21 protein-coding genes are annotated in these 20,816 nt (G+C 68.2%); 10 read left to right on the top strand and 11 right to left on the bottom strand.

Annotated features, from left to right (window positions below; all coding sequences use genetic code 11):
* Positions 1-203: 203 nt before the first annotated feature.
* Entirely contained in the window at positions 204-971 is a 768-nt protein-coding gene (locus IBX18_RS24480; RefSeq protein WP_306796385.1) for a helix-turn-helix transcriptional regulator, read from the bottom strand.
* A gap of 55 nt (positions 972-1,026) precedes the next feature.
* On the opposite strand from IBX18_RS24480, the gene IBX18_RS24475 reads away from it, so the two are divergent.
* Entirely contained in the window at positions 1,027-1,596 is a 570-nt protein-coding gene (locus IBX18_RS24475; protein WP_194835852.1) for a class I SAM-dependent methyltransferase, read from the top strand.
* Between the two features lie 128 nt (positions 1,597-1,724).
* Here the strand turns inward: IBX18_RS24475 and IBX18_RS24470 are convergent, their stop codons facing one another.
* Together IBX18_RS24470 and IBX18_RS24465 are read right to left on the bottom strand one after the other, a co-directional pair.
* The gene (locus IBX18_RS24470; protein WP_194835851.1) at positions 1,725-2,282 is read right to left on the bottom strand and encodes an SWIM zinc finger family protein; all 558 of its coding nucleotides are present in this window, start codon (positions 2,280-2,282) and stop codon (positions 1,725-1,727) included.
* Positions 2,282-4,015 (bottom strand): DEAD/DEAH box helicase, encoded by a 1,734-nt coding sequence (locus IBX18_RS24465; protein WP_194836006.1) that lies wholly within the window; start codon positions 4,013-4,015, stop codon positions 2,282-2,284. Before IBX18_RS24465 ends, IBX18_RS24470 begins: the two co-directional genes overlap by 1 nt.
* Before the next feature lie 118 nt (positions 4,016-4,133).
* Here IBX18_RS24465 and IBX18_RS24460 point away from each other — a divergent pair, with 118 nt between their 5' ends.
* Entirely contained in the window at positions 4,134-4,931 is a 798-nt protein-coding gene (locus IBX18_RS24460) for a TetR/AcrR family transcriptional regulator C-terminal domain-containing protein (RefSeq protein ID WP_194835850.1), read from the top strand.
* 48 nt (positions 4,932-4,979) lie between these two features.
* Here the strand turns inward: IBX18_RS24460 and IBX18_RS24455 are convergent, their stop codons facing one another.
* On the bottom strand, positions 4,980-5,174 hold the full coding sequence (locus IBX18_RS24455; RefSeq protein ID WP_029903635.1) for a hypothetical protein: 195 nt from the start codon (positions 5,172-5,174) through the stop codon (positions 4,980-4,982).
* Positions 5,175-5,485: 311 nt separating this feature from the next.
* On the opposite strand from IBX18_RS24455, the gene IBX18_RS24450 reads away from it, so the two are divergent.
* Complete coding sequence (locus tag IBX18_RS24450) at positions 5,486-5,806, top strand: DUF952 domain-containing protein (protein ID WP_107658128.1); 321 nt, start codon at positions 5,486-5,488, stop codon at positions 5,804-5,806.
* Positions 5,807-5,835: 29 nt separating this feature from the next.
* Here IBX18_RS24450 and IBX18_RS24445 read toward each other — a convergent pair whose 3' ends face one another.
* Positions 5,836-6,483 carry a response regulator transcription factor gene (locus IBX18_RS24445; protein WP_147135843.1) on the bottom strand — a complete coding sequence of 216 codons (648 nt, stop codon included), beginning with the start codon at positions 6,481-6,483 and terminating at the stop codon, positions 5,836-5,838.
* A complete protein-coding gene (locus tag IBX18_RS24440; protein WP_194835848.1) occupies positions 6,480-7,667 on the bottom strand; it encodes a sensor histidine kinase in 1,188 nt (395 codons plus the stop codon). Before IBX18_RS24440 ends, IBX18_RS24445 begins: the two co-directional genes overlap by 4 nt.
* Positions 7,668-7,759: 92 nt before the next feature.
* Between IBX18_RS24440 and IBX18_RS24435 the strand changes: the two genes are divergently transcribed.
* Together IBX18_RS24435 and IBX18_RS24430 are read left to right on the top strand one after the other, a co-directional pair.
* The gene (locus tag IBX18_RS24435; protein ID WP_107658125.1) at positions 7,760-8,242 is read left to right on the top strand and encodes a cation:proton antiporter regulatory subunit; all 483 of its coding nucleotides are present in this window, start codon (positions 7,760-7,762) and stop codon (positions 8,240-8,242) included.
* Positions 8,243-8,247: 5 nt separating this feature from the next.
* A complete protein-coding gene (locus IBX18_RS24430) occupies positions 8,248-9,432 on the top strand; it encodes a cation:proton antiporter (RefSeq protein WP_194835847.1) in 1,185 nt (394 codons plus the stop codon).
* Here the strand turns inward: IBX18_RS24430 and IBX18_RS24425 are convergent.
* Entirely contained in the window at positions 9,422-10,189 is a 768-nt protein-coding gene (locus IBX18_RS24425) for a rhomboid-like protein (RefSeq protein WP_306796384.1), read from the bottom strand. The two genes, IBX18_RS24430 and IBX18_RS24425, sit on opposite strands and share 11 nt — an antisense overlap.
* Positions 10,190-10,362: 173 nt before the next feature.
* Between IBX18_RS24425 and eat the strand changes: the two genes are divergently transcribed.
* Genes eat through eutC form a run of 3 tightly spaced genes read left to right on the top strand, consistent with a single transcriptional unit; the run spans position 10,363 to position 14,140 of the window.
* A complete protein-coding gene (gene eat / locus IBX18_RS24420; RefSeq protein ID WP_194835845.1) occupies positions 10,363-11,784 on the top strand; it encodes an ethanolamine permease in 1,422 nt (473 codons plus the stop codon).
* Positions 11,781-13,190: an ethanolamine ammonia-lyase subunit EutB gene (locus IBX18_RS24415; RefSeq protein WP_194835844.1), complete on the top strand. Its 1,410-nt coding sequence runs from the start codon at positions 11,781-11,783 to the stop codon at positions 13,188-13,190. Before eat ends, IBX18_RS24415 begins: the two co-directional genes overlap by 4 nt.
* On the top strand, positions 13,190-14,140 hold the full coding sequence (gene eutC / locus IBX18_RS24410; protein ID WP_194835843.1) for an ethanolamine ammonia-lyase subunit EutC: 951 nt from the start codon (positions 13,190-13,192) through the stop codon (positions 14,138-14,140). The genes IBX18_RS24415 and eutC overlap by 1 nt, the downstream gene beginning before the upstream one ends.
* 124 nt (positions 14,141-14,264) lie before the next feature.
* Here eutC and IBX18_RS24405 read toward each other — a convergent pair whose 3' ends face one another.
* A complete protein-coding gene (locus tag IBX18_RS24405) occupies positions 14,265-15,425 on the bottom strand; it encodes a hypothetical protein (protein WP_194835842.1) in 1,161 nt (386 codons plus the stop codon).
* Complete coding sequence (locus IBX18_RS24400) at positions 15,425-16,369, bottom strand: metal-dependent hydrolase (RefSeq protein ID WP_194835841.1); 945 nt, start codon at positions 16,367-16,369, stop codon at positions 15,425-15,427. Before IBX18_RS24400 ends, IBX18_RS24405 begins: the two co-directional genes overlap by 1 nt.
* Positions 16,370-16,518: 149 nt before the next feature.
* On the opposite strand from IBX18_RS24400, the gene IBX18_RS24395 reads away from it, so the two are divergent.
* Entirely contained in the window at positions 16,519-17,139 is a 621-nt protein-coding gene (locus IBX18_RS24395; RefSeq protein WP_194835840.1) for a TetR/AcrR family transcriptional regulator, read from the top strand.
* 96 nt (positions 17,140-17,235) lie between these two features.
* Here the strand turns inward: IBX18_RS24395 and IBX18_RS24390 are convergent, their stop codons facing one another.
* Together IBX18_RS24390 and ppgK are read right to left on the bottom strand one after the other, a co-directional pair.
* On the bottom strand, positions 17,236-18,606 hold the full coding sequence (locus tag IBX18_RS24390; protein WP_194835839.1) for an RNA polymerase sigma factor: 1,371 nt from the start codon (positions 18,604-18,606) through the stop codon (positions 17,236-17,238).
* Between the two features lie 290 nt (positions 18,607-18,896).
* Entirely contained in the window at positions 18,897-19,655 is a 759-nt protein-coding gene (ppgK, locus tag IBX18_RS24385; protein ID WP_194835838.1) for a polyphosphate--glucose phosphotransferase, read from the bottom strand.
* A gap of 171 nt (positions 19,656-19,826) precedes the next feature.
* On the opposite strand from ppgK, the gene IBX18_RS24380 reads away from it, so the two are divergent.
* Positions 19,827-20,747, top strand: a complete 921-nt coding sequence (locus IBX18_RS24380; RefSeq protein WP_373889223.1) for an inositol monophosphatase — start codon at positions 19,827-19,829, stop codon at positions 20,745-20,747.
* Positions 20,748-20,816 lie beyond the last annotated feature (69 nt).

Genomic DNA, 20,816 nt, shown 5'->3' with positions numbered 1-20,816 from the left:
GGCATGGGCGAGTGCAGTTGGCGGTCGGCTGATGTAGAGGCACACCAGGGTCGGCGAGTTCTCGGTAGTCCCGTCTCCGCTGACCCCCGGCGAAGCCTTGCTGCGGAGATCCGTCGACGGCCCGCCGGAGTACGTACGGTTCACATGCGCGAACAGGCTGCAGGTCTCGGACGCTGAGGCGGGTGGCTGAGGTGGATGCCGTGCTACCTGGCGAAGTACTTGCCCGGGGACACGCCCACCGCCCGGCGGAACGCGGCGACGTAGGCGCTGGGGGTGGCGTAGCCGACGCGGCCCGCGATGCGGGCGATGGGGAGGTTCGCGGCCAGCAGGGGGAGCGAGGCGGTGAGGCGGATCTGGGTTCGCCACTGGCCGAAGCTGATTCCGGTTTCGGTGACGAACAGGCGGGCCAGGGTGCGCGGGCTGGTGGCCACGGCGGCGGCGAACTCGGCGAGGGTGCGGTTGTCGGCGGGGTCGGCGGTCAGGGCGTCGGCCACCTGTCTAGCGCGGGGGTCGGTGGGGGAGTGGGCGCCGATGGGGATCACGTCGACGGGTTCGACGAGATCGAAAACCACTGCCTCCGCGCGTTCTCGGCGCGCGGAGCCGGTGCCGGGGGCGCCGAGATGGTCGAACAGCTCGTGCAGCAGTCGGGTGACCCGCATCATCGTCGGCGCGGTGAAGGTGACCGGGCAGCGTTCGGGTTCGAGGTAGATGCCGCGCATCTCGGCCCCGTCGGCGCTGCCCGTCCGATGCCGGACGCCGCCGGGAATCCACAGCGCCCGGGTCGGCGGCAGCACCCAGCGGTTGTCGCCGACCTCCACCGCGATAACTCCTCTTGCGGCCCAGGCGATCTGATGCTGTGGGTGCTCGTGGGTGTCGAACCAATATCCGGCCGGCAGCACCCCGGCACCGAGGACCATCGCCGTCGCGCCTGGTGGGACGCGGTGGATCGAGGAATGGCCGTTTCGCGACACAATGTGTCACCGTAGCTTGTCGCGGTCACGGCCGCCCGCTCCTAGCGTCATGAGCATGGCGATGAACATCTTCCACCGACTCTGCTGCCGCTCGTCGATGTGGGAACGGACCAGCGCGACGCGGATCGTGCCGTGGGCGCTGGACGGTCTCGACCTCGGCGGCGCCGCCCTGGAGATCGGGCCCGGCTACGGCGCGAACGTGCGCCCGCTGCTCGACCGCGCGGGCTCGCTCACCGGTGTCGAGATCGACCCTGACCTCGCCGCCCGGTTGCGTAACCGACACGGGTCGGTGATGACGGTAGTGGACGGTGACGGCACCGACATGCCTTTCCCGCCAAGGCAATTCGACTCGGTCGTGTGCTTCACGATGCTGCACCACGTGCCGACCTCTGCCCAGCAAGACGCGTTGTTCGCCGACGCATTGCGCGTACTGCGCCCCGGCGGCGTGTTCGCGGGCAGCGACGGCCTCGACAGCCGCCTCTTCCGGTTGATGCACGTGGGCGACACGTGCGTCCCCGTCCCGCCGGAACACGCCGCCGACCGCCTGACCCGGATCGGCTTCACCGACGTCGACATCGAAACCGGCACAACGAGTTTCCGGTTCCGCGCCCGCCGCCCCGCCTGAGTCACACTCACAGAGCGTCCGTAAGTGCCGCAAAGTGATAGGTACGTGAGCTCTGTGAAACGCCGCGTGACGACGGTGCCCGGCGAGCCCTAGGGTTTGCGGCAGCTCGGCGTACCAGAATGGTGGGCTCAGGTGGGGGCAAGCTCACCGAAGTAGTTCGCGGGATCGAACGTATTGATCGGCACCCACCGCGGCACTTCCACGGGTGCAGGCGAATCATCCTGTGCCGCTTGGAAGTACCCCTGGATCTCGAGCGCGAGACGCGGGTTCTCATCCACCCGGCGCGCCATGTCGTAGAACGCGGCCAGCACATGCAGACAACGCGCCGACCTCGCCTTGCACGAGCAGTCGGTACCCGCCAGCACCGGAGCCACGGTGCACCCCGCATCGACCACCGCGCGATGCATCTCGTCGGTCAGCACGGTGGTGTCCGGCAGGACCTCCCCGATCGCGGTGATCGCCGCGCGGGTCAGCGGCGCCACCTCCAGGTGGATCACCGACGCTTCGCCGCCACGATGAATGGTGGCGCGCACCACGCGCCCCTCGATCGTGGCCTGCACGCCGTGGTTGCGCGCGACACTGCGGGCTCGGGGCAGCAGCGGCTCGGGACGGGTCTGCCGGATCGGTTCCGCGAGCCGCACCCAGTCCATACCCCACTTGGTGTAACCGAATTCGTTGTCCGGCATCAGTTCTCCCTCTTACGGCGCAAAATCTCGACCAGCTGGTCGTCGTCGAGGCGGGCGAGCGCGGCAATGCCCGCCGAGTCGAGGTCCGAGAGCGCCGACTTGCGATCGTGCATGCGGGCGATGTGCTCCTCGACCGAGGTGGTCGAGGTGAGCGTGGTGACGGTGACCGTGCGGGTCTGGCCTATGCGGTGCGCGCGGTCCGAGGCCTGCGCCTCCACCGCCGGGTTCCACCAGCGGTCGAAATGGATGACGTCGGCGGCGCGGGTCAGCGTGAGACCCGTGCCCGCCGCGCGCAGGCTGAGCACGAGCACCGGCGGCCCGTCCTCGGCTTGGAAGCCGGTTACGATCGCGGCGCGCTCAGCTTGGTTCAGGCCGCCGTGGAAGAACGGCGCCTCGACCCCGAACTGTTCGGCAAGATGCCGGACGAGCAGTTCACCGGTCTGCCGGTACTGGGTGAAAATCAGGGTCGGCGCGTCCATTTCGAGGTTGTTGGCCAGGATGTCGGTGCACAGATCCAGCTTTCCGGAGCGTCCCGCCAGCTCGGTGAGCTCGCCGGTGACCAGTCCGGGATGGTTGCAGACCTGTTTGAGCGCGGCGAGCGCCGCGAGCACCCGGCTCTGTCGTTCGACGCCTGCGCCGAAGCCGTCATCGATGGCCCGGTCGAGCAGTTTGTCGTAGAGGTCTTCCTGCTCGGTGGTGAGGTCGCACAGCAGATCGGTGTGGATCTTCGCCGGCAGCGACGCGGCCACCTGCGCCTTTTTGCGGGCGAGGACAACGGGCTCGATGGCGTCCTGCAACCGCGACGCCGCGGCCGTGGAGCCCTCCTGGATCGGCCGGACGAAGCGCCGCCGGAACTGCGTCTTGTGCCCGAACAGCCGGGGCGTCACCAGGTTCAGCAGCGCCCAGAGCTCCTCGAGATGGTTCTCCACCGGCGTGCCGGTCAACGCGACGCGCACCTCGGCGTCGAGCGCCCGCGCGGCCTTGGCCAGCTGGGTGCTCGGATTCTTCAATGCCTGTGCCTCGTCGAAAACCGCGGTCGCCCAGCGGTGCCCGTCGAGCCACTGCCCGTGCAGCCGCACCGTCGGATATCCGGCGACGACGACAGTCCCAGCAGGAACGTCGATGTCACCGCCGCGCCACACGACCACGCGCAGCCCTGGCGCGAACCGATCGATCTCGTGCGCCCAGTTGCCCACCAGCGACGTGGGACACACGACGAGCTGCGGCCCACCGTCCGCGCGCCCGAGCAGAAAGCCGATGGTCTGCACCGTCTTTCCGAGCCCCATTTCGTCGGCCAGCACGGCCCCTCCGTGCGCCGCGGTCGTTTCCCGCAGCCAACCGACCCCACGCACCTGATAGGGCCGCAGATCGGCCTTCAGCGCCGAACGCAATTCGGTGGCCACGGCCTGCGTCTCGCGCACCACGCGCATCGCGCGCTCGGCGGACACGATGGAGGTGCCCGCCGCATTGGGCACCGCGTGGGCCGCGATGGGTAGCTGGACCTCCGCAGCCTCGGCATGCAGCGTCGTACGCCAAATGTCCACGGATGCCCCCGCGTCCGCGAGGTCCAATGTCGCGAATGTCGCGGGATCGACCAGCGCGCAGTCGACTTCGGCGACCTCGATCGCCCCGTCGTAACCGGTCGGCACGGCGAGCGCGAGGGTCTCCCGATCGCCGAGTGCGGCGGGCGCGGGCCCGGTGTGCTGACCGGTCCATGTCCACAGCGCGAACATGTGCCGGTCGGGCAGATAAGTGGCCTGTGTGCTGGGCAGAGCGAACCCCTTTATCGGCGTATGGTGTACGAAGTATCTGAACAACGTACAGAGTACCGAGTTTGTTCCGAGGAGTCCCGTGGCCGACGAATCCGTCGTCGAACAGGCAAAACAACTGGTGAGTCTGCTGTGGCGGCACGAACTCCCGCCGCGCCCGGGTGCGCGCGGCCCGAAGCCTGCGGTCAGTGTCGACGCGGTGGTCGAGGTCGCGGTGGCCCTCGCCGACCGGGACGGGTACGCGAAGCTGTCCATTCGGGCCGTCGCGGCGGAGCTGGGCCTGCGGCCGATGAGCCTGTACACCTACGTCCCCAGCAAGGACGCGCTGACCGTGCTGATGGTCGACGCCGTCGCCGACGAGGACGCGCCGATCCCGGCGGACCTACCGGTGCGCGCGCGGCTGGCCGCCATTGCCCGCCAGGTGCGCGCTGAGCTGATCGCCCACCCGTGGCTGCTGGAAGTATCGCCGTGGCGTCAGGTGATCGGCCCCGGCCGCATGCGCCGCTACGAGCGCCAGCTGGCCGCCATCGAGGGCATCGGTCTGTCGGATGTCGAGATGGATCGCGTGATCGCCGTTTTGTCTGAATTCGCTACTGGCAACGGGCGTGTCGCGGTGGCCGCGCAGCGCGACACGCAGGTGATGACCGATGTCCAGTGGTGGGACGTGCACGGCCCCTTGCTCACTGAGGCCATGCCGTCCAGTTCGTTTCCGCTGTCGGCCCGGGTGGGTGCGACGGTCGGCGAGTTCTATCAAGCCCCTGCGGACCCGGACGGCGCCTTCGACTACGGCCTCGACCGGCTGCTGGACGGGATCCTCGGGGATCTGGCGACCCCCGTACACACCAACAGCGGGCGATCCGTGGATCGCCCGCTGCGGTAAACGGTTTTCTGTTGTCGGATGTTGTTGTCTCAGGACGCGAGGAGTTGATCAGAGGGCGGGAGCGGACTCCGTGTCGATCACGGCTTCCAACTCACGCAGTCGATCCATGTGTTCGTTCGCGTGGTGCTGGCAGAAGAGCAACTCGCCACCTGCGGGCAGAACGGCGCGCACTCGTGCTGCCGCCCCGCAGCGGTCGCAACGATCGACCGCGGTCAGTGGGGTGCTAGTCAGGGTTCCTGGCATGACTCCTCCGTCCTGGCTCCCGGTTCACAGACCGTTTGCCTGGTGTGGGGCCCGTGGTCACTCCGCGGGCTCGCTACCGCTACTTCCCAGCAGTGGTATGACTACTCTGTCAGACGTTCGGGACGGGGGCTTTGTTCCCGTGAGTGATTCTGTGTGTTTTCGATAACACGACCTGGGATTTCGCTACAGGCGAACATTCCAGGTCACGCTACGAACTCAGTGTGGTCACCACCTCGAACAGGCCGATCCAGTTGTCTACCGGGAGATTACCCGTGACCCACGACACTCACACGCTTGTTCACATATGCACTTTGGGCGAGTGGCTTTCCGCTCGGCAAACGGGTGAGTACCGCGCGCCCTCGCTCGACGAGGTGGGCTTCATCCACCTGTCCGCGCCGCAGCAGGCCCATCTGCCGGCCAACCGGCTCTTCGCCGGGCGGCGCGACCTGGTGCTGCTGCGCCTGGATCCGGCCCGCCTCGGCGCGCCGGTCAAGTGGGAGCCGGGCGTGCCGACCGATCCGGAGTCGATGCTCTTCCCGCATCTGTACGGGCCGCTGCCGACGGGCGCGGTGATCGCGGTCGAGGAGTTCCAGCCCGGTCAGGACGGCGTGTTCGCGCCACTCGCCAAGTGAGCTAGGCCCCCCGAAGTCCTCTTCGGGGCCTAGCTGCCGCGGATCTCCCGCGCCAGGATCGCCGCCTGAACCCGCGACCGCACACCGAGTTTCGTGAGCACGCGGGACACGTGCGTCTTCACCGTCGTCTCGCCGATGAACAGCCGACCGGCGATCTGGGCGTTGGACAGCCCGTCGCCGAGGCAGTCGAGCACCTCGCGTTCGCGTTCGGTGAGATCGGCGAGCCCGTTCGGTTCCGGTTCGGCCGCATCGGTATTCGTCTTGGCGAAGGCGGTGATCACCGCGCGCGTCACCTCCGGGGCGAGCACGCCGTCCCCGGCCGCCACGGTGCGGACCGCGTCGATCAGCGACTGCCCCGACGCCGATTTCAGCACGAAACCCGAGGCCCCGGCCCGCAAGGTGCGGAAGACGTACTCGTCCAGATCGAACGTGGTCAGGATCAGCACCTTGGCCAGCCCGTCGGCGGTGACCCGTTCGGTCGCGGTGATCCCGTCCACGCCAGGCATGCGCACATCCATCAGCACCACGTGCGGGCGCAGCGCTTTGGCCTGCGCGACCGCGACATCGCCGTCGGCGGCCTCACCGACCACCTCGATGTCGTCCTCGGCGTCCAGGATCATCCGCAGGCCCGCGCGGATCGCGGCGTGGTCGTCGGCGATCACTACCCGGATGGTCATACGGCGCCCACCGTGCTCAGCGGCAGCTGAGCCAGCACCAGCCACCCGCCGGAATCCGGTCCGGCCGTGAAGTTTCCGCCGAGCGCGGCCGCCCGCTCGCGCATGTTGATCAGACCGCGGTGCGGTTCACCGTTGTCGGTGTGTCGTAAGGCGGCCGCCGCCAGCGGATTGCGCACCGCCACCCGCAGCATCGCGTCCTGCGCGCCCACTTCGATGTCGACCTCTTGTCCCGGTGCGTGTTTCATGGCGTTGGTCAGAGCCTCCTGAACGATGCGGTACGCGGCCTGGTCGACCGCGCTCGGCAGGTCGGTGTCGTCGAGGGTGTCGCGCACCCGCACGGCGATGCCCGCGGCCCGGGCGGCCTCGACCAGGTTGGGCAGTTGCGCGAGCCGGCGTGGCGCGGCCACTTCGTCCACGGCGTCGTTGCGCAGCAGGCCGATCATGGTGCGCATTTCCTGTAGCGCGCTGACGCTGTTGGTCCGGATCGACCCGAGGATCCCGGTGACCGGGGAGTCCGCTTCGCTCCGGGCCAGCACCCCCAGCGCCGCCTCGGACTGGATCGCGATGGCCGACAGATGCCCGGCGATCACGTCGTGCAGGTCGCGGGCCATGGTGGTGCGCTCGTCGGCGATGGCGGCGCGCCGGTCGAGCTCGGCGACCAGGGTCATCGCTTGGGCGCGGGCACGTTCGGCCTCGGCGACCTCTTTGTGCGTGCGTACCGTATTCGCCCACCACAGCGGCGTGGCGATGAAGGCGAAGACGACGAGGAGGGCGATCGAGACCGCACGCAGGTCGCCGGTGCGGACCAGCGTCAGGATCACCACGATCAGCGAGAACGTGGACCACGCCACCATCGTGATGCGTGCGGGGCGCCGCGCCGAATACAGCACGGCCGCGTAGATCAGGTCGCCGTAGAGGAGCCATACCGGCACGGTCGGGCCCAGGTACATGTCGATCGCCAGCGGCACAAGCCCGACGAACATCGCGGTCACCGGCGTCCGGCGGCACATCGTCAACAGGCACAGCGGCGCGAACACCGCGAGCCGCGTCGGCAGCGGCACATCGAGCCCGTGCTCGGTCAGGGTATACAGATTCGCGGCATAGAGCACGGCGCCACCGGCGAACGCGAGCAGCGCGCCGACCGCTTTACGCGCCGTCCCGGGGATCCGCCACCACCACTGCACGCTTCCATCTCAGCACAGCCCTGACCAGGCGCCATCAGCCGAAGTGATGACCGCACCGCCGAGCGAATCGGACATCGGTCTAATCTGTACCCGTGAATGTCGACGTGACCGCCCTACCCGGGATAGGAGTCCGAAAAGACTTCGAGGTGCGCTCCGGCCGCCGGATCGGCGTGGTCGCGCATCGCGACGGCGACATCGACCTCATCGTTTCCAAACTCGAAGACCCCGACGCCTGTGCCGCGCAGATCCCGCTGAGCACCGACGAAGCGGCGGTGCTGGCCAACCTGCTCGGCGCGCCGCAACTGGTCTCCAAGCTCAACGACGAACACAGCGACCTGCCCGGCATCACCACCCGGCAGCTGCCGATCGGCGACGAATCACCGTATTCGGGCCGCACACTCGGCGAGACCGCGATGCGCACCCGCACCAAGGTGTCGATCGTCGCGGCCATGCGCGCCGGGCAGTTGCATCCCTCGCCGGGACCCGATTTCACCTTCACCTCAGGCGATGTGCTCGTCGTCGTCGGTACCCCGGACGGCCTAGATGCCGCCGCGAAGATTCTCACCCACGGCTGAAACCAGTGACTGAAACCGCGCTCGCCCTGATCGAGCTCGGAGCGATTCTCTTTGCCCTCGGCACGTTCGGGCGGTTGGCAGGTCGCTTCGGGATGTCCCCCATTCCGCTCTATCTGATCGGCGGCCTCGCCTTCGGCGAAGGTGGCTTCATCTCGCTGAGCGCCGCCAACGAATTCGGCCACATAGCAGGCGAGATCGGCGTGGTGCTGCTCTTGCTGCTGCTCGGTCTGGAGTACACCGCACCCGAATTGATGACCGGTCTGCGCCGGTCCTGGGCGGCCGGCCTGGTCGATATCGTGGCGAACGCGACGCCCGGTGTGATCGTCGCGCTGCTGCTCGGCTGGGGCGCGGTCGGTGCGATCACCATGGGTGGCGTCACCTACATCTCGTCCTCGGGCATCGTCGCGAAGGTGCTCAACGATCTCGGGCGCCTCGGTAACCGCGAGACGCCGGTAATCCTGTCGATCCTGGTGTTCGAGGACCTGGCGATGGCGGTCTATCTGCCGATCCTCACCACCATCCTGGCCGGGCTGAGCTTCGCCAGCGGCGCCAAATCGCTCGCCATCGCGCTCACCGCGATCACCGTCGTGCTGGTGGTCGCGATGCGCTACGGCCGATACGTGTCGGCCATCGTGGACAGCTCGGACAACGAGGTGTTCCTGCTGAAGCTGCTCGGCGCGGCGCTGCTGGTGGCCGGTGTCGCCTCGGCGCTCAACGTGTCCGCGGCGGTCGGGGCGTTCCTGCTCGGCATCGCCATCTCCGGCTCGACCGCGCACGAGGCCGCGAAACTGCTGGAGCCACTGCGGGATCTGTTCGCGGCGATCTTCTTCGTGGCCTTCGGGCTGACCACCGATCCACGCGCCATCCCGCCGGTGCTCGGCTGGGCGGTGGCCCTGGCGGTGGTCACCATGCTGACCAAGATGGCCACCGGCTGGTGGGCGGCGGGCAGGCAGGGCATCCGCCCGATGGGCCGGGCGCGGACCGGCGCGGCGTTGGTCGCGCGCGGCGAATTCTCCATCGTCATCGCGGGATTGGCGGTGACCATGGGCGGGGTCGACGGTCAGCTGGCGGCGCTCGCCTCGGCCTACGTGCTGCTGATGGCGGTGCTCGGCCCGATCGCCGCGCGGGTCGTCGAGCCGGTCGTCGGGTTCGTGCAGCGCCGGGTGCGGCCCGCTCCCGTCACTCCGTGACCGCTGCCGCGGGTTCCTGTCTCGCCGCGCTGCGTTTCTCGAACCAGCGGCCGAGCACAGTGGCGATCCCGCCGACGACCAGGCCGATCGCGCACGCGCACAGGTGGCCGTAGTCGGTGAAGGTCGGGCCGATCCATAGCGCGGCGACGAGTATCGCGATGAGCGTGCCCGCCCAGAGCAGCCGGACCAGCCCGCGGAATCGGAAGGCCATGGCGGCCAGCACCGCCGAAAAGCCGTAGCTGGTGCCGACATCCGCGGCGACGGCCACCTTGAGCGGGATGACGCCGCGATCGATGGCATGCGAGATGCCGGTGACGGTGAGCAGCGTCGCGCCGATGTGCCCGGTGGCGAACAGCACGATCCAGCGGGTGGTGCCGAGCCAGCGTTCCGCGTAGGCCATCACGATCAGGAAGCCGGCGAGGGTGCTCCACGGGAAGCCGCCGTCGGTCCAGAACGCCGAGGCGACCAGCACCTGCACCGGGTTGTGCCGCATGTTGTAGAGGTTGGTCGACGCGGAGAAGATCAACCGGCGCTCGACCGAGTCGCCGACGCCGCGCAATGTCCACCAGGTGACGAAGACGGTGAAGGCGTAGGCGGTGCTGGCCGGGGCGGCGCCGAGGTGCTCGCGGATCGCGGGCAGCACCCGGTGCGCCAGGCCGGGACGGCGCAGCCAGTCGCGTGCGATGCGTGCTTCGGTCCGCAGATCGATGGTCTGTGTCCAGGGTGATCGAAACCGGACCGGGGCGGAGGCAATCACTCGCCAAGTGTGCCGTGCTCGGCGGGGTGCGGCCGTGCGACCCGCCCGGGGTGTGCGCGGTGTCACCGGCGGCGGCACCGCGTCCGTAACGTCGTTTCACACCCGGGCAACAATCGCTCCCAAGAATTGGTCCACCGACCAAACGGTATGTGGACGAGGAGTGCGTAGCGCCTATGACGATCGAGGACGCGAAGGTGACCGGTACCGCCGGCGCGGAGTATCTGGCCAAGCGGACGTTGCGCACGGGTTCGGCCGGTTGGGTGCTGCTCGCCGGGCTCGGCGTGAGCTACGTGATCTCCGGTGACTACGCGGGCTGGAACAGCGGCATCGCCGAGGGCGGTTTCGGCGGACTGCTCGTCGCGACCGTCCTGATCGCAGGCATGTACCTGGCGATGGTGCTGGGCATGGCCGAGCTGTCGGCGGCCTTGCCCGCGGCGGGCGGCGGCTACACCTTCGCCCGGCGGGCGCTCGGTCCGTGGGGCGGATTCGCCACCGGCACAGCGGTATTGCTCGAATACGCGATCGCGCCCGCGGCCATCGCCACGTTCATCGGCGGCTATGTCGAGTCGCTGAACCTGTTCGGGATCACCGACGGCTGGTGGGTGTATCTGGCGGTGTACGCGCTGTTCATCGGGGTGCACCTGACCGGGGCGGGGGAGGCGCTCAAGGCGATGTTCGTGATCACCGCCATCGCGCTGGTTGGGCTGGCGGTGTTCGCGGTGTCGGCGTGGGGTCTGTTCGAAGCGGGCAACCTGACCGATATCCCGGCGGACCCGAATGCCTTCGGGAGCTCGTCGTTCCTGCCGTTCGGGGTGTTCGGGATCTGGGCGGCGGTGCCGTTCGCCATCTGGTTCTTCCTGGCCGTCGAGGGCGTGCCGCTGGCCGCCGAGGAAGCGCGGGAGCCGGAGAAGAACGTGCCGAAGGGGATCATCAGCGCGATGCTCGTGCTGATCGTCACCGGTGCTGCGGTGTTGTTCCTGGCGACCGGAGCGCTTGGCGCGCAGGCGATTTCGACCTCCGGCAATCCGCTGGTCGAGGCACTCGGCGACAGCGGCGCCGCGAAACTGGTGAACTACATCGGCCTGGCCGGGCTGGTGGCCAGCTTCTTCTCCATCGTCTACGCCTACTCCCGGCAGACGTTCGCGCTGTCGCGGGCGGGTTATCTGCCGACGAGCCTGTCGGTGACCAATGCGCGCAAGGCGCCGGTGCTGGCGCTGATCGTGCCCGGCGTCGTCGGTTTCGCGCTGTCGCTGACCGGAAAGGGCGCGATGCTGCTGAATATGGCCGTGTTCGGCGCCGCGCTCAGCTACGTGCTGATGATGGTGAGCCACATCGTGCTCCGGGTCCGCGAACCGAACATGCCGCGCCCGTACCGGACGCCCGGCGGCGTGGCGACCACCGCATTCGCGCTCGTGATCGCCTGTGCCGCAGTGATTGCCACCTTCCTGGTCGACCCGGTGGCCGCGACCTGGACGCTCGTCGCGTTCTGCGCCTTCATGGCCTACTTCGGCCTGTACAGCAGGCACCGGCTGGTGGCCCACTCGCCGGACGAGGAGTTCGCGCTGCTGGCCGAGGCGGAGGAGGAGCTCGAATGACCCGCTACACACAGCATCTCGGCGGTAGCAGCTATACCTTCGACGGTCTGGTGGAGTTGCTCGCCAAGGCCACGCCGTTGCGCAGCGGTGACGAACTGGCGGGCTGCGCGGCGGGTTCGGATGCCGAGCGGGCTGCTGCCCAGTGGGCGCTGGCGGAGGTGCCGCTGACCAGGTTCCTCGATGAGCCGGTGGTGCCGTACGAGACCGACGAGGTCACCCGGCTGATCATCGACACCCACGATCATGTTGCGTTCCAACCGATTTCGCACCTCAGTGTGGGCGGGCTGCGGGACTGGCTGCTCGCCGTCGCGGCAGGTGCGGGTGCCGCGGCGACGCTGCGCGCGGTGGCGCCGGGCCTCACCCCGGAGATGGTGGCTGCCGTCAGCAAGATCATGCGTAATCAGGATCTGATCGCGGTCGCGCGCGCGGTCGAGGTCACCGCCGGTTTCCGGACCACCGTCGGGCTGCCCGGCACGCTGGCCACCCGATTGCAGCCCAACCATCCCACCGACGACCCGCGCGGTATCGCCGCCGCCACGCTGGACGGGCTGCTGCTCGGCTGCGGGGACGCGGTGATCGGGATCAACCCGGCCACCGACTCGCCGCAGGCGACGGCCGAGCTGCTACACCTGCTCGATGAGGTGCGGGTGCGTTTCGATATTCCCACCCAATCCTGCGTGCTCTCCCACGTGACCACCACCATCGGCCTGATTGAGGCGGGCGCGCCGGTCGACCTGGTGTTCCAGTCGATCGCGGGCACCGAGGGTGCCAATACCGGCTTCGGCGTGAATATTTCGCTGCTGCGTGAGGGCAACGAGGCAGGCAGGTCGCTGCGCCGCGGCACCGTCGGGGACAACGTCATGTACCTGGAAACCGGTCAGGGCTCGGCACTGTCGGCGGGCGCGCACCTCGGCACCGGTGGCAAGCCTGTCGACCAGCAGACCCTGGAGGCGCGCGCCTACGCGGTGGCCCGCGACCTGGACCCGCTGCTGGTCAACACCGTCGTCGGCTTCATCGGCCCGGAATACCTCTACGACGGCAAACAGATCATCCGCGCCGGACTGGAAGACCACTTCTGCGGCAAGCTGCTCGGCCTCCCGATGGGCGTCGACGTTTGCTACACCAACCACGCCGAAGCCGACCAGGACGACATGGACACCCTGCTCACGCTGCTGGGTGCGGCAGGCTGCGCCTTCGTCATCGCCGTCCCCGGCGCCGACGACGTCATGCTCGGCTACCAAAGCCTCAGCTTCCACGACGCGTTGTACGCCCGCCGCGTCCTGAACCTGCGCCCCGCACCGGAATTCGAGTCCTGGTTGTCCGGGCTCGGCATGATCGATGCGGCGGGACGGGTGCTCCCGGTAGAGCCGCTCGCTTCGCCACTGCGTGCCTTGGCGGGTGCGTGATGAAACGGCGGGATGTGCGGGTCAGGCTGGAAGTCGTTGCGCCGCTGGGAGAGGCCGAACCTGATCCGGCGGCACGGTCGGAAAGCGAGGCAGCGCAGCAGTTCTGGACTGATCTCCGGCGCAGCACCCAATCGAGGATCGGCTTGGGTCGTACCGGTGACGCGTTGCCCACCACACGGGTACTCGAATTTCGTGCGGCGCACGCGGCGGCACGGGATGCGGTGCACCTGCCGTTGGATGTAGGAGCGTTGGGGGAGCGGGTGGCCGCGCTGGGGGTGGGCGAACCCGCGCATGTGCGCAGTCGCGCGAGTGATCGTGCGGAGTACCTACGCAGACCGGACCTCGGCCGACTGCCCGCCGAATCCGCTGACCCCGCAGGCGGTTCCGCGCTGTCCGTGATCCAGCACAGCGGTGCCGAGATCGGGTTCGTGCTGGCGGACGGCCTTTCCCCTCGCGCCCTCACCGACCACGGCTCCGCGACGCTGGCCGCGCTGATCGAGGAACTCGCGCCGCACTACTCGATCGCCCCGCCGGTCATCGCGACCCAAGCACGGGTCGCGCTCGGCGACCACATCGCCGACGCGATGGGTGTGGCGACGGTCGTGGTGCTGATCGGCGAGCGCCCCGGCCTCTCGGTAGCCGACAGCCTGGGCATCTACCTCACCCACCTGCCCCGACCGGGCCGCACCGACGCCGACCGCAACTGCGTCTCCAACATCCACCCACCGGAGGGTCTCGGCTACACCCAGGCGGCAAAGGTGGTGGCGGGCTTGATATCCGGTGCCCGCCGCCTCGGCCGCTCGGGCGTCGATCTCAAGGACACCTCGCGCGTTGCGCTCGCCGAGGGTGCGGTGGTCTCGATCGAGAGCGCGAGCGGTGCGCTCACTGAACCCAGCGACCGAGCCCGCCTACCCGGCGTGCCGCACACCTCTCCGCCGGACGCGGACTAATTCTGCGCCCGGCCGAAGACGATGTGCGCGCCAGCCAGAATGGCGTGCCGCACATCTCTTCATCAGACGCGCCCGAACTCTGCGCGCGCCAGGAGAAACGTGTGCACCAGCCCCGCGGCGCGGCCTACGTCGCGTTCGTCACCCTGGGCTCGGCGGTCTCCGGTGCTTCGTGATCCCGTGACTTCCCCTGCGGCACTGTGAAAGTGGCGACAACGGTGACGATCGCGATCGCGAAGCAAGCGATCGTGTACCAGAGGTTCCCGATGGGATCACCGTTGGCGGTGATGCCGTCGACTGCGTCGAAATAGTCGGGCAGGGCGGTGATCCAGAGCACCGCCATCACGCCCAGATAGACCAGCGCATACGCCTGAACCAGCCTATTCCGGTACCCCGGCGGCGTCGACGCACCGGAACGCAGCGCGGACCACTGCCGGACCAATAGCACCACCGCCACCACCGACAGTACGAAAAGCTCTGCCGCATAGAGGAACCCGCGTACCGCGTCACTCCCCATCCCGAACACCGTCGCGGGCAACGGCAACACGAAGGTGCCGACCGAGGCGAGCAGCCCGATAACCACGGTGCGCCCCACCAATTGCGGTCCGCTGAACTGCTTGCCCGCCTCCACCTGGCGGCCGACGAAGAACTGCACACACCACGCCAGCGACATCGGCCACAGCGCCGCGAAGACGACCACGCTCGGCAGCGGTACCGCATCGAACATGGGCTGGTTGAGCGGATTGTCCACCGACCACTCCCACCAGCGCAGCTGCGGTCCGATGTGATCGAAGATCTCGTAGAAGGCGTGGTGCACGAAGCCCACGCAGGCCGCACCGAGGAACACCCCGTACCGCCGGAAAACGCCGAGCATCCGCACGATTTCGAACGCCAGCGTGGCCATCAGCGGATAGATGGCGATGATGTACAGGGGCAACCGCCCCCACAGGAAGTCCACCGTGAATACGTTGTGCGCGAACATCGTGTCGACCTGCTCGGCGATGCCGAACGCCGACGGAAAATACAGCGGCGGCTCGATGACGAACAGATAGGCGGTCGCACCGAACCACAGCACCAGATTGGTGGGGTCACCGTGCCTGCGCAGCCGGACGATCGCATAGATCAGGGCGAGCACCGACCCGAGCACGATGGTCAGCTCGAGCACCGGCAACGTCCAGTTCTCCAGCGCGGCAGGGTTACGGAACTCGGCGAGCCCGCCGCTCTCGGCACACGAGAAGCCGAGCCGGGTAGCGAGTTCCGAGAAAGTAGGAGGGCACAGGTCGGCCATCAGTTCGCCTCCGCCGCCGTCAGCTTGTCGGGGCGCACGTCGGCGGTGTACCAGCGGGTGCAGTCGTAGCCTGCGTCATGGCGCTCGAACCAGCGACCGGCCAGCTCCGGCAGCTTCTCGTGCGCCGGATCATGATTCGGCAGTTGGCTGCGGACCACACCGGCGAGCGCCGTGAGCTGTGCCCGGCGCGGCAGCCCGTCGAACGCGCGCGGCATCGGCCCCTTGGTCAGGTACGGCGCGAAATACACCAGCGCCTTCTGCTTGACGCGATGCCTGGCGAACATCGACAGCGAATCGACCTGCCGGTCCGCGAGCGGGACGTGCTGGTTGAACCCGGCACACGCGATCCGGATCACCTTCAGTACGTGCGCGAAGATCGACGGCGCCATCCGCATCCGGTAAAGCTCGTCGCCCACAAGGGCATTGAAGAGAATCATCGCCGAGCTGCGGTGCTCGACCTCCTCCACGAAGTGCCAGATGAACAGCGACGCGACCCGGTCGTCGCCCGGCCGGAACAGCGTGTCCTCGTTGTCGAGCATCAGCTTGAACACCGGCGTGAAGGTGGCCTCCAGATCGGCGGTGTACGCGAGCCGATACTCACGCGAGGTGGCCTCGGTGAGCAGGTCGAACTCGCCGATCACCGCGTCGAGGGTGTTCTGCAGCCCGGGATACCGCCTGATCAACGCCTTGACGTGCTGGCGGTGGGCGGTCGAATGGTGGCCCTCCTGCCGCATGAACGCGATGGCCTCCGCGGCCACCTCGGGATCGGTGAAGGTCGGCTTCAACTGCATGATCAGCTTGACGATCATCTTCTCGAAGCCGATGGCCAGGAACGAGACCGCGTTGGACATGCTCGACCACGCCGGATTCTGCGGGTTCCACAGGAATGGGACGTCGGCGTCCTCGAAGCCGAAGTCCATCTTTCTGGGTTGCAAGTGGGTCACAGCGCGTACCTCGCCTCGGGAAATAGTCGATCAGATCTCACGCGCGGCCAGCGCGATGCGACAATCATACAAAGAGTTGTCAATATGTATGATCACTTGCCGGGATTCGCCAACGGTCCAGGCCCGAGCCCTGTGATAACGTCCGCCCGGTGGCGCGTAGACGCGGATGGGGCGGGAGTCCGCCGGCGAATGACGAAGAGGCCCACCGTCGCATCGTCGCCACGGCGGTCGATCTGATCGGCACCACCGGTGCCGCCATCAGCATCGCCGACGTGGCCGAAGCTCTCGGCGTCATCCGGCAGACCGTGTACCGGTACTTTCCCAGCGCCGAAGCGTTGATGACCGCCGCGGCGATCGCCTCGGTCGACGGGTTCCTGGACCGGCTGACCGCCCACGTCGCGGGCCTGGACGATCCTGTCGAAGCGATGACCGAGGGTGTGATCTACACGCTCGTCGAGGTGCGTCGCACCCCGCATCTGGGGATTCTGCTGTCGAACCCCTACTCCAACCTCGACCCCGACAGCCTCACCTCCGAACAGGCCAAAGCCTTTGGCATGTCGATGATCCGGCGCTTCGACGTCGACTGGGAACGGCACGGCTACGACGACGCGGCGCTACTGGAGCTGGTCGAATTCGTGCTGCGCACCATGCATTCGTTCTTCCTGTCCCCGGGCAATCCGCCCCGCACCGAGGAGCAACTGCGCGCCTACCTCCATCGCTGGATGGGGACCGCGATCACCGCACAGAGCGAGCACGCGCGCCATCGCTGACCGGCCGCGCGCGGTACTGCTCGCACTCGCCGCGTCGGGCAGAAACGACAATGGGCCGCCGAGCGAAAAGCTCAGCGGCCCAAAGGTCGATCGAGATCAGTCGAGGTAGTCGCGCAAAACCTGCGAGCGGCTCGGGTGGCGCAGCTTGCTCATGGTCTTGGACTCGATCTGCCGGATGCGTTCGCGGGTGACCCCGTACACCTGGCCGATCTCGTCGAGGGTGCGCGGCTGGCCGTCGGTGAGGCCGAAGCGCAGCCGGACCACGCCCGCCTCGCGCTCGGACAACGTCTCCAGCACCGACTGCAACTGATCCTGCAGCAGCGTGAAGCTCACCGCGTCCACGGCGACAACGGCTTCGGAGTCCTCGATGAAGTCACCGAGCTGGCTGTCGCCCTCGTCGCCGATGGTCTGGTCCAGCGAGATGGGCTCACGCGCGTACTGCTGGATCTCCAGCACCTTCTCCGGCGTGATGTCCATTTCCTTGGCCAGCTCCTCCGGCGTGGGCTCACGGCCCAGGTCCTGGAGCAGCTCGCGCTGGATGCGACCGAGCTTGTTGATGACCTCGACCATGTGCACCGGGATACGGATGGTGCGGGCCTGGTCGGCCATCGCGCGGGTGATGGCCTGCCGGATCCACCAGGTGGCGTACGTGGAGAACTTGTAGCCCTTGGTGTAGTCGAACTTCTCGACGGCGCGGATCAGACCCAGGTTGCCCTCCTGGATCAGATCGAGGAACGCCATGCCGCGGCCGGTGTAGCGCTTGGCCAGCGAGACGACCAGTCGCAGGTTGGCCTCGAGCAGATGGTTCTTGGCCCGGTTGCCGTCGCGGACGATCCAGGTGTAGTCGCGACGCATCGCGACCGGCAGCTTCTCGCCCTGCTCGGTGAACTCGCGCACCTTCTCGGCCGCGTAGAGGCCGGCCTCGATGCGCTTGGCGAGTTCGACCTCCTCTTCGGCGTTGAGGAGCGCGACCTTGCCGATCTGCTTGAGGTAGGCACGCACCGAGTCGGCCGAAGCGGTGAGCTCGGCGTCCTTGCGGGCCTGCCGTAGCGCCTCGGATTCCTCTTCGTCCCAGACGAAATCGCCCGAGGCCTTGTCGGCGGCGGTCGGCTCGACCTCCTCCTCGGCGACTTCGGCGACTTCCTCGACGACCAGGTCCTCGGTCTCTTCGGTGAGATCGTCCTCGGAGACCTCGAGATCGCCGAGGTCTTCGATCTCGACCTCGTCCTCGATCGCCTCGTCGGCAATGGGCTCGCCGTCGGCGCCGACCTTCTTGGGGCCTGCCTTCTTGGCGGCCCCCTTGGTCGCCTTGGCGGGCGCCTTCTTCGCAGGCGCCTTCTTGGCTGCGGCCTTCTTGGCCGGAGCCTTCTTCGCGGCAGCCGCCTTACGAACCGGCCGGGCTTCGGTTACATCTGCGGAATCGGCCTCGGCCGAATCGGCGGTCTGACGGGTATTCGTGGCTACCACGTACGCCCTTTCGTGACGGTCTCGTGCGGCGTCACGCCAGAGTGGTCTTCCGGCGGAGCGGTCTGTCGGGTTTCACCGGCGGAAGGCCGGTCGGGTTTCACCGGCTTACGACTGCGTCGTAAGCCGAGGGCACTGTGACTTTGGTTCACTCGCTTCGCTCGTGAACGAGCCGGGCACGTTCCATTGTAACGATCTAACCAGGGTACCTTCGGCACGATGCCGCCATCGGCGCGGGCGCGTTATTCGCATTGTCGCACGATTCTCCCCGCTCCGGCGGCCGAGCCGCGCCACTACGGCGCGATTCCGGCGTCGATCGCCATCGCCGCGCCGACGATGCCCGCGGTGTTCTTCAGATGCGCCGGAATCACCTGGGTTCGGTTGGTGAGCAACGGAATCCAGAGATCGGCGTCGCGGCTGATACCGCCGCCCGCGACGAACACCTTCGGCCAGAACAGGTTCTCCAGGCCGATCAGCACCGTGCTCACCGCGGCCGCCCACTGCTCGAAGGTCAACCCGTCGCGATCCTTGATCGAGGCGGCGGCGCGGTGCTCGGTCTCCATGCCGCCGATCTCGAGATGGCCGAGTTCGCTGTTGGCCACCAGGGTGCCCTGGTACAGCAGGGCCGAGCCGATACCGGTGCCGAAGGTCAGCAACAGCACGAGGCCGTCGAAATCCTTTGCCGCGCCGTAGCGGTCCTCGGCCAGCCCGGCCGCGTCCGCGTCGTTGAGCACGGTGACCTCACGGCCGTCCAGCGCCTTGGCGAACAGCGAGCGCGCGTCGGTGCCCACCCACGTCTTGTCGATGTTGGCCGCGGTGCGCGCGACTCCGTCGAGCACGACCGAGGGCAGCGTGATGCCGACCGGGCCGTCCCAATCGGCTTGCGCGACCAGCTTTGCCACCGCCTCGGCGACGGCCTGCGGGGTGGACGGCTGCGGTGTCGCGATCTTGATCCGGTCGTGCACCAGTTCGCCGGTGGCCAGATCGACCGCGCCGCCCTTGACGCCGCTGCCGCCGATATCGATGCCGAATGCGTGCCCCCGAGCGGACATGGCTAACCCCTCGTTCCTGTGCTGGCCGGTGTGGAGCACAACACCGCAGCACATGGCTTCACCCCGGTGTCGCGAGCGCGCTGCGGTGGTGTGCCCGACGACGGCGTTGTGTCGTGCACGACAAGAGTAATGCGCGATCGGTGCTGCGCGTTCCCGAGGATCTGTGATCCGATGGAGGGCGTGCCGGAAACCTCATCGCCAGTGTCCGACTACACCTCCGAGATCATCGTCGCCCGCGGCGACGAGGCCGAACTGCGCAGAGTCGCGGTCGACCTCGCCGAAACCGCCGCGGCGCACGTTCGCGCCCGCCGCCCCGAGGTCTTCGGGCAGGCCGGCCCCGCCGAGGGGGCGGTGCAGGCCAAGGGCCATCCGACCGATCCGGTGACCATCGTGGACACCGAGACCGAAGAACTGATCCGCGGACTGCTCGCCGAGCAACGCCCCGGCGATCCCATCCTCGGCGAGGAGGGCGGCGGCAGCCTCGCCGACTCGGCCGCCGACCTCGTGCACTGGGTCGTCGATCCGATCGACGGCACCGTCAACTTCCTGTACGGCATCCCGGGCTACGCGGTGTCGGTGGCCGCGATGCGCGGCGGCAGGCCGGTCGCGGGCGCCGTGGTGGACGTGGCCAGGCGCGCCACCTACAGCGCCGGGCTCGGTCTCGGTGCGATCCGGGTCGACGCCGAGGGCGCGGTGGAGCACCTGCGCTGCACGCCGGTCGAGACTGTGTCGATGTCGTTGGTGGCCACCGGCTTCGCCTACGGCAAGCACCGCAGGGCCAGGCAGGCCCAGCTGATCGCCGAGATCCTGCCGCAGGTGCGTGACATTCGTCGCTTCGGCGCCGCCGCGCTCGACCTGTGCCACGTCGCCGCGGGCCGGGTGGACGCGTACTTCGAGCACGGCCTCAACGCGTGGGACTGGGGCGCGGGCGCGCTGATTGCAGCCGAGGCGGGCGCCCAGCTCACCCTGCCCCCCGCCACCGCCCCGGGCGAGGCGGGCGACCTGGTGGTCGCGGCAGCCCCGGGCATCGCCGACGAATTGGCCGCGCTACTCGAGCGGGTTGGCGCTACTGAACCGCTCCCCGACCGCTGACGCGACAGCCCATGTGCCCGCAAGACGACTGATCTCGCAGGCACATGGGTAACTCATCGGGGACGGGCT

Origin of the sequence: Nocardia sp. XZ_19_369 (assembly GCF_015355715.1) — a bacterium.
Lineage (GTDB): Bacteria > Actinomycetota > Actinomycetes > Mycobacteriales > Mycobacteriaceae > Nocardia.
Note: the sequence above shows the minus strand (reverse complement) of the source record. Positions and strands in the feature narration are given on the sequence as shown.

What these genes read in the sequence shown, in the direction of transcription:
- IBX18_RS24465 (WP_194836006.1), bottom strand. Translation starts at nt 4,015, where the DNA reads ATGTTCGCGCTGTGGACATGGACCGGTCAGCACACCGGGCCCGCGCCC.
- IBX18_RS24405 (WP_194835842.1), bottom strand. Translation starts at nt 15,425, where the DNA reads ATGGCCGACCTGTGCCCTCCTACTTTCTCGGAACTCGCTACCCGGCTC.
- IBX18_RS24380 (WP_373889223.1), top strand. Translation starts at nt 19,827, where the DNA reads ATGGAGGGCGTGCCGGAAACCTCATCGCCAGTGTCCGACTACACCTCC.
- eutC (WP_194835843.1), top strand. Translation starts at nt 13,190, where the DNA reads ATGAAACGGCGGGATGTGCGGGTCAGGCTGGAAGTCGTTGCGCCGCTG.
- ppgK (WP_194835838.1), bottom strand. Translation starts at nt 19,655, where the DNA reads ATGTCCGCTCGGGGGCACGCATTCGGCATCGATATCGGCGGCAGCGGC.
- IBX18_RS24415 (WP_194835844.1), top strand. Translation starts at nt 11,781, where the DNA reads ATGACCCGCTACACACAGCATCTCGGCGGTAGCAGCTATACCTTCGAC.
- IBX18_RS24470 (WP_194835851.1), bottom strand. Translation starts at nt 2,282, where the DNA reads ATGCCGGACAACGAATTCGGTTACACCAAGTGGGGTATGGACTGGGTG.
- eat (WP_194835845.1), top strand. Translation starts at nt 10,363, where the DNA reads ATGACGATCGAGGACGCGAAGGTGACCGGTACCGCCGGCGCGGAGTAT.
- IBX18_RS24445 (WP_147135843.1), bottom strand. Translation starts at nt 6,483, where the DNA reads ATGACCATCCGGGTAGTGATCGCCGACGACCACGCCGCGATCCGCGCG.
- IBX18_RS24475 (WP_194835852.1), top strand. Translation starts at nt 1,027, where the DNA reads ATGGCGATGAACATCTTCCACCGACTCTGCTGCCGCTCGTCGATGTGG.
- IBX18_RS24455 (WP_029903635.1), bottom strand. Translation starts at nt 5,174, where the DNA reads ATGCCAGGAACCCTGACTAGCACCCCACTGACCGCGGTCGATCGTTGC.